Annotated in this window: 10 protein-coding genes and 1 pseudogene; 6 read left to right on the forward strand and 5 right to left on the reverse strand. The window is 73.7% G+C overall.

Annotation, left to right across the window (positions count from 1 at the left end; all coding sequences use genetic code 11):
- Nucleotides 1-66: 66 nt before the first annotated feature.
- Nucleotides 67-834 (reverse strand): HNH endonuclease family protein, encoded by a 768-nt coding sequence (locus tag AB0761_RS29660; RefSeq protein WP_377272209.1) that lies wholly within the window; start codon nt 832-834, stop codon nt 67-69.
- Between the two features lie 242 nt (nt 835-1,076).
- On the opposite strand from AB0761_RS29660, the gene AB0761_RS29665 reads away from it, so the two are divergent.
- Nucleotides 1,077-1,685 carry an NTP transferase domain-containing protein gene (locus AB0761_RS29665; protein ID WP_377272210.1) on the forward strand — a complete coding sequence of 203 codons (609 nt, stop codon included), beginning with the start codon at nt 1,077-1,079 and terminating at the stop codon, nt 1,683-1,685.
- 7 nt (nt 1,686-1,692) lie between these two features.
- Here AB0761_RS29665 and AB0761_RS29670 read toward each other — a convergent pair whose 3' ends face one another.
- A complete protein-coding gene (locus tag AB0761_RS29670; protein ID WP_377272211.1) occupies nt 1,693-2,478 on the reverse strand; it encodes a dioxygenase in 786 nt (261 codons plus the stop codon).
- A 99-nt stretch (nt 2,479-2,577) separates the two neighbouring features.
- Here AB0761_RS29670 and AB0761_RS29675 point away from each other — a divergent pair, with 99 nt between their 5' ends.
- Both AB0761_RS29675 and AB0761_RS29680 read left to right on the forward strand, forming a co-directional pair.
- Nucleotides 2,578-3,051 carry a MarR family winged helix-turn-helix transcriptional regulator gene (locus AB0761_RS29675; protein ID WP_377272212.1) on the forward strand — a complete coding sequence of 158 codons (474 nt, stop codon included), beginning with the start codon at nt 2,578-2,580 and terminating at the stop codon, nt 3,049-3,051.
- A gap of 908 nt (nt 3,052-3,959) precedes the next feature.
- Complete coding sequence (locus AB0761_RS29680; protein WP_377272213.1) at nt 3,960-5,147, forward strand: FUSC family protein; 1,188 nt, start codon at nt 3,960-3,962, stop codon at nt 5,145-5,147.
- A gap of 385 nt (nt 5,148-5,532) precedes the next feature.
- Here AB0761_RS29680 and AB0761_RS29685 read toward each other — a convergent pair.
- Nucleotides 5,533-7,892 (reverse strand): annotated as a pseudogene (locus AB0761_RS29685) (ArnT family glycosyltransferase).
- Between the two features lie 263 nt (nt 7,893-8,155).
- On the opposite strand from AB0761_RS29685, the gene AB0761_RS29690 reads away from it, so the two are divergent.
- Complete coding sequence (locus AB0761_RS29690) at nt 8,156-9,292, forward strand: HoxN/HupN/NixA family nickel/cobalt transporter (protein ID WP_377272214.1); 1,137 nt, start codon at nt 8,156-8,158, stop codon at nt 9,290-9,292.
- 192 nt (nt 9,293-9,484) lie between these two features.
- On the forward strand, nt 9,485-10,417 hold the full coding sequence (locus tag AB0761_RS29695; protein WP_377272215.1) for a hypothetical protein: 933 nt from the start codon (nt 9,485-9,487) through the stop codon (nt 10,415-10,417).
- A gap of 60 nt (nt 10,418-10,477) precedes the next feature.
- On the opposite strand, the gene AB0761_RS29700 is transcribed toward AB0761_RS29695, so the two are convergent.
- A complete protein-coding gene (locus tag AB0761_RS29700; RefSeq protein ID WP_377272216.1) occupies nt 10,478-11,998 on the reverse strand; it encodes a hydrolase in 1,521 nt (506 codons plus the stop codon).
- A 193-nt stretch (nt 11,999-12,191) separates the two neighbouring features.
- Nucleotides 12,192-12,578 carry a VOC family protein gene (locus AB0761_RS29705; protein ID WP_377272217.1) on the reverse strand — a complete coding sequence of 129 codons (387 nt, stop codon included), beginning with the start codon at nt 12,576-12,578 and terminating at the stop codon, nt 12,192-12,194.
- A gap of 78 nt (nt 12,579-12,656) precedes the next feature.
- Between AB0761_RS29705 and AB0761_RS29710 the strand changes: the two genes are divergently transcribed.
- On the forward strand, nt 12,657-13,145 hold the full coding sequence (locus AB0761_RS29710) for a phosphohydrolase (RefSeq protein ID WP_377272218.1): 489 nt from the start codon (nt 12,657-12,659) through the stop codon (nt 13,143-13,145).
- Nucleotides 13,146-13,225: the final 80 nt, after the last annotated feature.

The following is a 13,225-nucleotide window of genomic DNA, read 5'->3' on the forward strand; positions in this document are numbered from 1 at the left end:
CCGCTGAGCACGCCGGGATGCCCCGGCCGGTGTGCAGCCACTGCGGGGCGGCTGAACCGCGCCGCATCAGGCCCCGCACTGCCTGAGCATCATGTCCTTGTCCTGCGTCGTGACCGGCAGGCCGTACTTGAGCGACACCTGCGCCACCCGCACCGAGTAGGAACAGCGGATTCGGCTGTTCGGGGGAAGCCAGGCCGCCGGACCGGAGTCGCTCTTGGCGCCGTTGGTCGGTCCGTCCACCGGGATCAGGTTGAGCGGGTCGTTGGCGATGTCCTCGCGCTTGTCCTTCGTCCAGCGCGAGGCGCCCATCTGCCAGTCGTAGGAGAGCGGCATGACGTGGTCGATCTGGACGGCGGTGGCATGGGACTTGGTCCAGGCGATCGTCTTCCCGGTGTAGGGGTCGTGGAGCGTCATCGACATCACCACGCAGTCGGAGCCGCTGCGGAAACGGACGTCCTCCCCGTCACGCTTGAGCAGGTCGTTCCGGGAGTCGCAGCCGTTGTGGGCGAACGGGATGCCGCCCGGCGCCGAGTCCGTCCAGGCGTAGCCGAACTTGTCCCGGTCGTACCCCGTCTTGGGCCCGCGTCCCTTGGTGGCCACCTTCTCGATCAGCGCCCGCGCCCTGGCCTTGTCCGCGGCTGAGGTGATCGCGGCCAACCCGGGCCTGGTGCCGTCGGGATTGTCCAGCGGGTTGGTGCCCGGCCCGGCGGAGTCGGCGGCGGGCGGCGGGGTGGTGGAGGGCCCTCCGAGCCCGCCCAGGGCCGTGGAGGAGCAGCCGGTGACGGCCAGCAGAAGGACGGCGGAGGCGGATATGGCGGGGCGGCTCTTGCGCACAGGTGTCTCCGGCGGGGCTGCGGGGCGGTTCCCCGTCCAGCAGACCAGGGTGCATAACGGGACGTCAAGGCCGGGTGGGGAGCGCGCGGTGACAGGTGGCGCAGGTCACGGGCGCCACCGCGCCGGAGCTGGGCGGTCCTGGGGTCCCGGAGCGGTGCTGCCGGGTATGTCGTCACCCGGCGGCGGGGACCGGCGGTGGGTCGCTGCCCGGCACCGTGCGGCGGTGGGGCAGGCTGGGGCGTATGGGAGAGGTGACATCGGGGGTCGCCGGGCTGGTCCTGGCGGCCGGTGCGGGGCGCAGGCTCGGGGGCCGGCCCAAGGCGCTGCTGGAGTTCCGGGGCCGGCCGCTGCTGGAGCATGCGGTGCGGACCGTCCGCGACGGCGGCTGCGATCCGGTCCATGTGGTGCTGGGCGCCGACCGCGAGCGGGTGGCGGCCGTCGCCGATCTGTCCGGCTGCACCGTGGTGGCCAACCCCGACTGGCCGGAGGGCATGGGCTCCTCGCTCCGGGCCGGTCTGGCGTCACTGCCGCCGGACTGTCCCGCGGTGCTGGTGATGCTGGTGGACACCCCGGGGGTGACGGCCGCCGCGGTGGCCCGGCTGCTGGCGGCGCACCGATCCGGCGCCCGGCTGGCGGCGGCAGCGTACGGCGGCCGCCGGGGCCATCCGGTGCTGATCGGCGCCTGCCACTTCGCCGAGGCGGCGGCGGGCGCCCGGGGGGATGCGGGCGCCCGCGCCCTGCTGGCGGCGCGCGCCGCCGAACTCGAGCTGGTCGAGTGCGGGGATGTGGCGGCGGCCGGCGACGTGGACACGCCCGAGGACTGGGCGCGTTGGTCGGCCGCAGAAGGCTGACGCTGCGTCAGCCGATCTGGATCGACCGCTTGGCCAGTCCCATCCAGAAGCCGTCGATGACACTCTGCTGGGAGGCCAGCTCCTCGGCGCCCGCGCCCAGGGTGACGAAGAGCGGCGCGAAGTGCTCGGTGCGCGGGTGGGCCAGCCGTCCGGCGGGGGCCTTGCGCTCGAAGTCCAGCAGTGCGTCCACGTCCCCGGCCTCCAGGGCGCGGCGCCCCCAGTCGTCGAACTCGGCCATCACTCCCGGCACCCGGCCGTCCGGGCTGATGGCGCGCAGATTGTGGGTGAAGAAGCCACTGCCGACGATCAGCACCCCCTGGTCGCGCAGCGGGGCGAGGCGGCGGCCGATCTCCATCAGCCGCTGCGGGTCCAGCGTCGGCAGCGACACCTGGAGCACCGGGATGTCCGCCTCGGGGAACATCTCCACCAGCGGGACGTAGGCGCCGTGGTCCAGGCCCCGGTCGGGGATGTCCTGCACGGGGGTGCCGGCGGTGCGCAGCAGCTTGCGGACCTGGTCGGCCAGTTCGGGTGCACCGGGCGCCGCATAGGTCACCCGGTAGTAGTGCTCCGGGAAGCCCCAGAAGTCGTAGACCAGCGGCACCGTGCTGGTGGCCCCCAGCGCCAGCGGGGCCTCCTCCCAGTGCGCGGAGACCATCAGCACGGCGGTGGGCCTGGGCAGCCCCGCGGACCAGGCGGCCAGCTCACCGGGCCAGACCGGGTCGTCGGCCAGCGGCGGGGCGCCGTGCGAGAGGTAGAGGACGGGCATCCGGTCGGACGTCGGGGTGGTCGTCATGGGGGCTCCTTCGGTGCTGCCCGCAGGTTGTTCGAATGTGAACCTGCATCCCGAAGGTAGCGCATGATTTGAATTTGAACAATCACGTACCATGGGGCCATGGGCGACCCCGGAACCAGATGGCTGGACGATGAGGAGATGCGCGCCTGGGAGGGCTTCCTGGCCGCAGGCGCACTGCTCAACCGCAGGATCGAGCAGCAGCTCAAGGAGGAGGCAGGGCTGTCCCACCCGCAGTACGAGATCCTTGTCCGGCTGGACCGCGCACCCGGCGGTGAGCTGCGGATGACCGAGCTCGCCGACACCCTGCTCACCTCCAAGAGCAACCTCACCTACCAGGTCACCCAGCTGGAGAAGAGCGGTCTGGTCCGTCGCCGCTCCTGCCCCACCGACGTCCGCGGGGTCTTCGCCGTCCTCACCGAGGAGGGCCGCCGCCGGCTGGCGGACGCAGCTCCCGGCCATGTCGCCCTGGTCCGCAGGCTGCTGATCGACGTCCTGAGCCGCGAGCAGCTCACCGTCCTCGCCGACGGGTTCGGCACCGTCAGCCGCCTCCTGCGCGGCCCCGCCGCCGACTGACCTCCCCCGGGCGGTTCACCGGCCCGAAACAGACGGCCGATAGCATGGAACCCGTACCCCGCAGGCCGACGCCGTCCCGCACCGACCTCCCAGCAGCGGCCCCACCGGGCCGACCAGGAGCCGTCACGTGGCCGCCGACCCGCGCCCGCCCCGAACCGCCCCCGACACCAACCGGGCCCCGGAATGGCTCCGCCACCCGCTGCGGATGGCCCCAGGACCCGGGGCCCGCGGATGCGTCCTGCGCGGCGCCCTCTCCACCGGCCCGCTGCTGGCCGCCGGAGTCGCCGCCCACCGGGTGCCCGAGGGCGTCCTCGCCGCACTCGGTGCCATGCTCGCCACGGTCAACGACCGGGCCGGCACCCGCCGCACCCGCACCGCCCGGATCGGCGTACCGGGTCTCGCGGTGGCGCTGGGATTCCTGCTCGGCGCCCTGCTCGCCGCGGCCGCGTCACCCGGCGGCACCGTGCCCGACGCGCTGTGGATCGCCCCCGTCGTCGCCCTCGCCGGCTGTCTCTCCGGCGCCGCCAGCGCCATCGGCCCCATAGCCTCCATGGCGGCGATGCAGTCCCTCGCCGCCCTGCTGATCGGCGCAGGCCTGCCGCACCACGGACCCGCCTGGCTCGGCGCCGCCCTGCTCGCCGCAGGCGCCGGATGGCTGCTGCTGCTCGACACGCTGCTCACCGCCGCCACCCGGCGGTCCGGCCCCGCACCCGACCGCACCGAGGAGCGCGCGGCCGTCGCCGCGGCCTTCGACGCCCTCGGCGCCATGCTCCGCGCGGTCGGCACCGACCGCGTCGAGGAGACCCGCCGCGCTCTCACCGCGGCCCGACCGGGCCCACACCGCCCTGGACCAGCACCGCGGCCGCCACCCGGCGCCCACCGAGCGCCGGCTGCGCGCCCAGCTCACCGTGGCCGTCGACGCCTCCGAGGCCGCCGTCGCGCTGCTGTGGGAGGCCAGGACGCTGCCCCCGCACACCGCGGACGCCCCGCTCCGCCTCGCCCGCTCCGTACGCACCGGCGAACCCTGCGGCCCGCTCGCCGCCCCCACCCCCGACACCCCCGGGCGACGGGCCCTGCACGACGCGCTGCTGCACGCCGCCGAGGTCTTCGCGGCCCCCGTGCGCGCTGCGGACGCCCCGCCCCGCCCGCCGCTGCGCCACCGCCCCGGGCTGCGCCGGGCGCTCGGCCCGCTCGGCCGTGAGTACGGCCTGCGGGTCGCCCTGTGCGTCGGCTCCTGCACCGCCGTCGCCCAGCTGATCCGCCCCCAGCAGTGGTACTGGCTGCCGGTCACCGCCGCCTTCCTGGCCAAGCCCGACCTGGGCCCGCTCTTCTCCCGGGCGGTCAACCGGCTGCTCGGCACCGCCGCCGGAGTCGTGCTGTTCACCGCCGTGCAGGCGCTGCTGCCGGGCAACGCGGGCCCCGTCGCGCTTGCCGCCCTGTGCGGGACCCTGCTGCCCGTCGCCTGGCGGCACTTCGCCCTGCAGACCGCCGCCCTGACCCCGATCGTGCTCGCCTTCGCCGGCCTCTCCGGTGCCCACGGCGCCCCGGGCAGCCGGCTGGTGGACACCCTCCTCGGCTGCCTGGTCGCCCTGGCCGCGGGACATCTGCCGCGCCTGGGCAGCCGCCGGGCCGCGGTCGCCGTCCACTGGGCCGCCGCCCTGTATGCCGCCGAGGCCTATCTGGCCCAGGTGGTGGACGCGCCGCAGGCCCCCCGGGCCGACCGTCTGCGGCTGCGCCGCGCCGCCTACCAGGCCCTCGCCGAGGCCCGTACGGCGGTGGCGCAGGCCGCCGCGGAGCTGCCGCCGGCCGGTGTGCCCACCGAGAGCTGGGCACCGGCGGTCACCGCGATCGAGCGGCTGCTCGACGCCACCACCGCCTGCGCCGTCCGCATCGAGCACGGCGGCCGCCGCCTGCCCGCCGCCGAGGCCCGCACCCTCACCGCCGCGCTGACCCGCCTCGCCGAGGACGCCTCCGCGCGTCGGCACCCCGGTGACCCCGCTCTCCCCGACCCGGTCCGGCTGGGGGCCCGCTGCGCCAGCCTCGCCGATGTCGCGGACCAGCTCCACACGGTCCGCACGCTCTCCCCGGCCGCCTAGTGCCGCCCCGCCAACGTTTGCCCCCACGCCTGGCGGCTGGGAGGTGCCCCCGCGCCGCGGCGTCCGGTGCGTGCGATCGCAAGGCGGCCGGAAGCCCTTGTGCTGGGTCGTACCTGGGCTTTCGGCCAACGCAGCGAGCGTGCCTGGGGGCACCTCCCGGCCGAAGGCCGGGGGAGCGTCGCGGCAGGGCAAAAGTTGGCGGGGGCGGCACTAGCCGTCCGGGCGTGGCGGGGCCTGGCCGCGCGTCACGACACGACGCCCGCGAGCTGCCCGGCAGGGCTCCGACCACGCGGATCCCGCACCCCGGGAGGCGGGTCCGGAACGCCGGGAAGGCCGGACGCGGCCCAGGGGAGGTCCTGGGCCGCGTCCGGCCTTCGAGGGTCGGTCAGTTCTTGCTGCGGGTGAGGTCGTAGACGGTGGTGCCGTCCACCGTGGTGGTGGCGAAGGTCGCCTCCACCCAGCTGGTGATCTGCGAGGAGGTGCCGTTGCCGCCGCCTCCCATGCGGTCGCCCGAGAGGAACCAGTGGATCCTGCCCTGCTGCACCAGCTCCTTGAAACGGGTCAGCGACGGGGCCGGGTCGGTGCCGTTGAAGCCACCGATGGACATCACCGGCTGTCCGGAGGCCAGCTGGTAGCTGGCCGCGTTCTGGGAGCCGATGGTCGCGGCCGCCCAGGTGTACTTGGAGGCGTCCTGCTTCAGCAGAGTGACCATGGCGCTGCTCACCGAGGTGCCGCCCAGCAGGCCGCCCATCCCGCCGCCGCCTCCCATGCCGCCGCCCATCCCGGCGGCCTCGCCGCGCATCCGGCCGGTGGCGCCGCCGAAGCCGCCGGGGGCTCCGTTCTGGCCGTTCTGTCCGTTCTGGGACTGCCCGCCGCCGGGGAAGCCCTGCCCGCCGCCGGGGAAGCCCTGGCCGCCGCCGGGGAATGCCTGCCCGCCGCCGGGGAATGCCTGCCCGCCGCCGGGGAAGCCCTGGCCGGTCCGTCCGGTCCGCCCGCCTGCGAACTCGCCGCCGGGGAACCCGCCCGGGAAGCCGCCGCGTCCGCCGCCCCCGGGACCGCCCATGCCGCCGGTGACCGCCGGGCCCGCCGTGACGATGGAACCGGTGTGCGCCGTGGAGACGGTGTCCAGGCTGTACGCGGTCGGACCGGCCACCGCGGACACCACCGCGACCAGCCCCGCGACCGTGGCCACCCGGGCCCCCAGCCGCACGCCCGCCGCACCCGGCACATCCGCCGTATGCACGGGGACCGGCCCGTCCGGAGTGCCCCGCACCCCGGACCGGGACATCGCGAAGGCCGCCGCGAAGGCCGCGGCCGCACCCAGTCCGCCGATCAGCACGGCGTACCGCAGCCAGGGCAGGAAGTCGGAGCTGCGGCCCAGCAGGACGAAGGACCACCACCCGGTCACCGCGACGGCCACCGCCAGGGCCGCCGCACCGGCGACCCGGTCGCGCTCCCGCCAGGCCGCGTCGGCTCCCATGCCCACCAGGGCGGCCACCGCCGGGGAGAGGGCCACCGTGTAGTACTGGTGGAAGATGCCGCCCATGAAGCTGAAGGTCAGTCCGGTGCAGAGCAGCCAGCCGCCCCAGATCAGCAGACCTGCCCGGGCGGTGTCCGTCCGGACGGCGCGGCGGGTCGCCCACAGCGCGAACACCAGCAGCAGCAGGGCGGCCGGCATCAGCCAGGCGATCTGCCCGCCGATGTCGCCGTCGAACAGCCGGGTGATGCCGGTGCTGCCCCACATGCCGCCGCCGCCCGGGCCCGCGCCGCCGCCGCCACCGCCGACACTGCCGGTCTCGTCGCCGGTGAGCCGGCCGAAGCCGTTGTAGCCGAAGGTGAGCGACAGGAAGCTGTTGTCCTGCGAGCCGCCGACATAGGGCCGGGACGAGGCCGGCATCAGCTCGACCACCGCGACCCACCAGCCGCCCGCCACCACCATGGCCAGGCCGGCCAGCAGCAGCTGCCGCACCCTGCGCCACACCCCGGTCGGCGCGGTCACCAGGTAGACCAGGGCGAAGGCGGGGAGCACCAGGAACGCCTGGAGGGTCTTGGTGAGGAAGGCAAAGCCGAAGAGCGTGCCGGCCAGCACCAGCCAGCGGGTGCCGGCCGCCTCCTGGGCGCGCTGCACCGCATAGGCGGCGAGGGCCAGCAGCAGCACCAGCAGCGCATCGGGGTTGTTGAAGCGGAACATCAGCGCCGCGACCGGGGTCAGCGCCAGCACCGCCCCGGCCAGCAGACCGGCGCGGGGGAGAAGCGGCGCCGAACCGAGGCGTACATGGTGCCCACCGTGGCCACGCCCATCAGGGCCTGGGGGAGCAGCACGCTGAAGGAGCTGAGCCCGAGGACGCGTGCGGAGAGCTCCATCGGCCAGAGCGACATCGGGGGCTTGTCGACGGTGATGAAGTTGCCCGCGTCGGAGGAGCCGAAGAAGAAGGCCTTCCAGCTGACCGTGCCGGCCTGGACCGCCGCGGAGTAGAAGGAGTTGGCCCAGCCGGAGGCGCTGAGGTTCCACACATAGAGCACGGCGGTGGCGGCCAGCAGGCCGAGCAGGGCGGGACGGGCCCAGCTCGGGTCCTCCGGCCGGCCGCGCCACAGCCGCACCGGGAGTCCGCGCGGTCCGCCGGGCGGTGTGCCCGCCGGTCCGATGCCTCCGGCGGGCGTGCCGGGCAGCGAGGGCGGCGGCGCGATCAGCGGGACCGGGGCCCCGGGCTGCGGTGGCGAGGGATCGGGGAGGTGCGTGGTCATCGGTCGGGTTCCTCGTCCTGGTGGGATGCGGAGCGGTGCTGCCGCTGCGCTCCAGGCTCCCGAGGGTTTCTGAGGCGTTCATGAGACGCGGCTGTGAACCAGGTGTGTTCCGGCCGTACGGGAGGCGCCCGGCGCCCGGCCGGGGCGCGCACTGTGGTGATCAGCACGTCCTCCGCTACTGCAAATAACTTGCAGTTGAGATACAAAGGCGAAAAGATTGCCGGGTTGCCGACCCGCCCAGGCAGGAACGAGGACCCGCCCCGATGACCACCGCCAGCGTGCCGGCCGAGGCCAACGACGCTTCCCGGAGCCGTACCAGAGGCAGGCTCACCCGGCAGGAGTGGTCGCGGCTGGCCGGGATGGGCGGGTTTGTGCTGCTGCTCCATGTCGTGGGCTGGTTCACCCTGCTGGCGATCGTGGCACCGCAGCACCACCAGGTCGGCGGGGTCGTCTTCGGCGCCGGCATGGGCCTCACCGCCTACACCCTGGGGATGCGGCACGCTTTCGACGCCGACCACATCGCGGCCATCGACAACACCACCCGCAAGCTGATGTCGGACGGGCAGCGGCCGCTGTCGGTGGGCTTCTGGTTCTCGCTGGGCCACTCCTCCGTGGTCTTCGGCCTCTGCACCCTGCTCGCCGTCGGTGTGCGGGCACTGGCCGGCCAGGTCGAGGACGACGGCTCGGCGCTGCAGCGCACCACCGGCCTGATCGGCACCACCGTCTCCGGTGTCTTCCTGATGCTGATCGCCCTGATCAACCTGGGCGTGCTGGCCGGCATCCTCAAGGTCTTCCGGCGGATGCGCACCGGTGACTACGACGAGGCCGAGCTGGAGGCGCAGCTGGACAAGCGCGGCCTGATGAACCGCATCCTGGGCCGGGCCACCCGCGCGGTCACCAAGCCCTGGCACATGTACCCGGTGGGGCTGCTCTTCGGCCTGGGCTTCGACACCGCCACCGAGGTGTCGCTGCTGGTGCTGGCCGGCGGGGCGGCCGCCTTCCAGCTGCCCTGGTACGCCCTGCTGACACTGCCGGTGCTCTTCGCGGCGGGGATGAGCCTGCTGGACACCATCGACGGCTCGTTCATGAACTTCGCCTATGAGTGGGCGTTCTCCAAGCCGGTGCGCAAGGTCTACTACAACATCACCATCACCGGCCTGTCGGTGGCGGTGGCCTTTGTGATCGGCGGTATCGAACTGACCTCCCTGGTGGCCGAGAAGCTGGACATCAGCGGTGGGGTGATCGGCTGGATCGGCGGTCTGGACCTTAACCTGGTGGGCTATGCCATCGTCGGCCTCTTCGTGCTGACCTGGCTGGTGGCGCTGGGTGTCTGGCGGTTCGGCCGGATCGAGGAGAAGTGGACCGAGGGGCTGCGCCGCGGAGCCGTCGAGGAGGCGTGAGCCGCGGCCCCGTCCGCTGCCGCCGCCACCGCGTGCGCCGGGGTGTCCGGGGCGCACCCCGCGCGCCCGTTGACCTCGCCGCCACGGGCTCGCGATCCTGGGTGGGGCAACGGGGGCTGCGCCGCTGCTGCGGCGTACACGGCATGAGGGGGACATGCGGTGGGATCTTCTACAGGTGCACGAGCCGCGGCGGTGGCGGCTGCCGTGCTGCTGCTGGCGGCCTGCGACTCGGGCGGCGGCAGACCGGCCGGTGGCACGGGCAGTACGCAGGACGGGCTGCCTGCCCCGGCCTCGGCCACCTCCCCGGCGGTGCCGAGCCCGACCCCGACGCCCTACGGGCAGTCGTTGGCGGGCCTGGTGGACCCGGTCGGCAAGGCACTCGGCAGGGCCGCCTCGGCCAGGAGCGTCGGCGATCTGGGCGACCGCCTGGCCGATGCACGGCAGGCCGCGGACGACGCGGCGCGCGGGCTCGACGACGTGGGCCCGCCGCAGAACGCCGCCCAGCCGCACCGGGATCTGGTGGCGGCGCTGGACCGGCTGGCCACCGATCTGGAGTCGGTGCGCTCCGACCTGGACCGGAAGCACTACTGCACGGCGTCCTCGGCGCTGGCCGGGCTGGGCGCCTCCAAGGGGCTGAAGGCGCTGCCCAAGGCGCTGTCGCAGCTGTCCGGGGCCGGCTATCGGACGTCCTACCGGGCCCCGCACACCGGTGCCGCGCAGAACCGCCGCAAGTCCACGGGCAGCTATGTCCGCAACGGCAGCCGCACCGGCCGCGGTGAGCTCACCATCGAGAACGGCGGCGACCAGGACGCGGTGATCTCCCTGGCCAAGGGGAAGCGGACCGCGTACTCCGTCTATGTCCGCAAGGGCGCCGACTACAAGGTGCGCGGCGTGCGGGACGGCACCTACACCGTCTACTTCACCAGCGGCTGGGACTGGGACTCCAAGGGCAAGCGGTTCACCCGGGACTGCGGGTTCAGCAAGTTCGACGACCCGCTGAACTTCACCACCACGGTGACCAGCACCCAGATCCGCTGGAGCACCTGGCGGCTCACCCTCCAGCCGGTGTTTGGAGGCAATGCCACCACCTCCGACCTGGACGAGGGCTCCTTCCCGGCCCCCTGAACCGGGCCGGTGAAACCGGCCCGGGCAGCGGGCGGGGAAGGAGCTGCGCGGAGCGGTCGCTCAGCCGACGTTGAGCGCGGCGTCGTCCACCACGAAGGACGTCTGCTTGGTGGAGCCCTCCGTCCCGGTGAACTTCACGGTGATCGTCTGACCCGCGTACGCGGACAGGTCGAAGCTCCTGGCCGTGTACCCGGAGGCTGCGTCGAGGTTGGAGTAGGTGGCCAGGGTGGAGAGCACACTGCCCGAGCTGTTCAGCACCTGCACCTTGAGGGTGTCGTAGGCGGTGGAGGTGGTGGTCTCGGCCGTGTCGATGTGCAGGGAGAAGGAGAGCGAGGCCGAGGTGCAGCCGCTCGGCACGGTGACCGTCTGCGCCAGGGTCCGGGTGTTGGCGGTGCCGTAGCCGTTCAGCCAGGCGTCCCAGCTGCCGGTGTGGGCGGGCTCGGTGGAGCCGCTGTAGAGGATGTCGCTGTCGCTGACCGTCCAGGGCGAGGCGCTGCCGGACTCGAAGCCCCCGTTGCCCAGCAGCTGCGCCGAGGTGCAGCTGCCGCCGCCGGTCGTGCCGCCCGTGGTGGCGCCGGTCGTGCCGCCTGCGGTGGTGCCGCCCGTGGTGGTGCCGGCGGAGCCGGTGCCGGAGAGCCACTCGGTGGCGTTCAGGGCGAGGGCGGCGTCGGTGCCCGCGGGGTCGTTCCAGCCGTCGTACAGGGTGTTGCCGGACTGCCCGGTGCCGTCGTCGGCCGGTGAGCTGTCCCCCCAGATGGCGACCCTGCCGCTGCCGAAGGCGGAGGTGACGAAGAACGCCCCGGTGGTGCCGGTGGAGCTGTAACCGGTGCGCCACAGCAGGCCCTTGACCGCGGGGTTGTCGGCCGGCTTCAGGGTGAAGGTGGTGCCGTCGCGCAGGATGCTGCCGGTGACGGTGCCGAAGGAGCCGTGCAGCACCGGGTTGCTGCTGTCGGAGATCGCCCTGGGGTTGTCGGTGGAGACGTCGAGCAGGTCGACGGAGAAGCCGAAGGGGTCGGTGTTGTCGACGCCGTTGCTGGTGAGCAGGTCGTTGATGACGGCGGGGGAGTCGTAGCCGTCGTTGTTGCGGTCGCTGTTGTTGTGGTCCGAGATCAGGAACAGCCCGCCGCCGTTCTGGACGAATGTCATCACCGCGGTCTTCTCCGCGCTGCTGAGCCGGACGTTGGGCTCCGGCAGCACAAAGGTGTCGAAGTTGGAGAGGTCCAGGGCGTTGGAGGTGTTGCCGTAGGTGATGGTGGAGCCCGACGGCAGGGTCTTCAGGCTGTAGCCGCCGTGCCGCTGGAGTGCCACGCCCCAGGAGGACAGCGCGCCGGTCCAGGAGGTCTCGCTGCTGGGCGAGGAGTTCTGCGCCAGCGGGTCGGGCTGGCTGGTGCTGATGATCCAGTCGGCGTTTCCGGCGGTCTCCGCCTTGGTGTTGTCGAACAGCACCCGGTGGGTGGCGGTGGCAGCCGCCGCCGGGGCTGCGGTGGCTGCGGGCAGGGCGGCGGCGCCGGAGAGGGCCGCGGCCAGGGCGGTCGCTGCGCCGAGCAGGCGGCGGCGGGCAGGGGTGCGCGGTCCGGGCATGGTGACAACCTCCGGGGGATGTCGAGCCGTGGGTTCGAGACCGGGCGCGGGGGCACGCCCGCAGAGGAGTATCCGCGCGTAGACAAGCGCGGAGCCAGACGTGGGAGGTAAAGGTGTCTTGAACTGTTCATGTCGATCGCGCCGAGGTGCGGGCAGCGGACCGTACGCCGGGGTGCGGGCGGCGGTCCGTACGTCAGGGACGGTGCCGAAGCGGGTGGTCGGCAGGGACCTCCACCACGCAGATGTGCACCCCGTCCGGGTCGCTGATCCACATCTCCAGCAGACCCCAGGGCTCCAGCACGGGCTCCCGCACCACCGACACCCCGCGCGCCGACAGCTCCCGGTGGGCCGCCCGCACATCGGCGACCTGAAGCCACAGCTGCACCGCGGGCGACGGTCCGGCCTCGGTGCGCCCGGACACCTCCAGGAACCCGCCGCCCAGGAAGAACACCGTGCCGCGCTCCGGCCCGGTGCCGAACTCCCGGTAGATCTCCAGCCCCAGCTCGTCCCGGTAGAAGGCGCGGGCGCGCGGCAGATCGGCCGGACGCAGCAGGACACGACTGCTCAGTACATGGACCACGGCGACGAGCCTAAGGCCCGCCTCCTCGCGTACCGGTGGAAGACTGGAACCCCGGCCCTGTCACCCCAGGAGCATCCGATGACCCTCTCCCTCGCCGATGTCGACGCCCTCGCCGAGAGCGCCCACCGCGGCCAGGTCGACCGGATCGGCGAGCCCTATGTGGGGCATGTGCGGGCCGTCGCCCATGGAGTCCGGCCGTTCGGCACCGGCCTGGCGATGGCCGGGCTGCTCCACGACACCCTGGAGGACACCGGTCTCACCGCGGCCGACCTGCACTCCGCCGGAGTGCCCGCCACCGTGGTCGCCCTGGTGGAGCGGCTCACCCACCGGCCCGATGTGCCCTATGAGGAGATGGTGCGCCAGGTCGCCGCCGACTACGCCGCCACCCTGGTCAAGATCGCCGACAATGCCCACAACTCCCTGGTGGAGCGCGCCATGAAGCTCCCGGAGGAGCGGCGCGCCCAGCTGGCGGCCAAGTACGCCGGGGCCCGGGAGATCCTGTGGGCGGCGGTCCCCCGCGCCGATGTGGAGGCCGTCGTCCGCCGGGTCAACCCGTCGCTGCTCTGACGTCGCGGCCGGTGAACGGTAGTGGGACCGGTGCCGTGTGCCCCATGATGCCCAGTAGTTCGGGCGACGATCTGGAGGGA

The organism is Peterkaempfera podocarpi (assembly GCF_042466665.1).
Taxonomy (GTDB): domain Bacteria; phylum Actinomycetota; class Actinomycetes; order Streptomycetales; family Streptomycetaceae; genus Peterkaempfera; species Peterkaempfera podocarpi.

Excerpts from the sequence above, each read along its gene's own strand:
- AB0761_RS29665 (WP_377272210.1), top strand. The coding sequence starts at position 1,077 with ATGGGAGAGGTGACATCGGGGGTCGCCGGGCTGGTCCTGGCGGCCGGT.
- AB0761_RS29670 (WP_377272211.1), bottom strand. The coding sequence starts at position 2,478 with ATGACGACCACCCCGACGTCCGACCGGATGCCCGTCCTCTACCTCTCG.
- AB0761_RS29675 (WP_377272212.1), top strand. The coding sequence starts at position 2,578 with ATGGGCGACCCCGGAACCAGATGGCTGGACGATGAGGAGATGCGCGCC.
- AB0761_RS29690 (WP_377272214.1), top strand. The coding sequence starts at position 8,156 with ATGACCACCGCCAGCGTGCCGGCCGAGGCCAACGACGCTTCCCGGAGC.
- AB0761_RS29700 (WP_377272216.1), bottom strand. The coding sequence starts at position 11,998 with ATGCCCGGACCGCGCACCCCTGCCCGCCGCCGCCTGCTCGGCGCAGCG.
- AB0761_RS29710 (WP_377272218.1), top strand. The coding sequence starts at position 12,657 with ATGACCCTCTCCCTCGCCGATGTCGACGCCCTCGCCGAGAGCGCCCAC.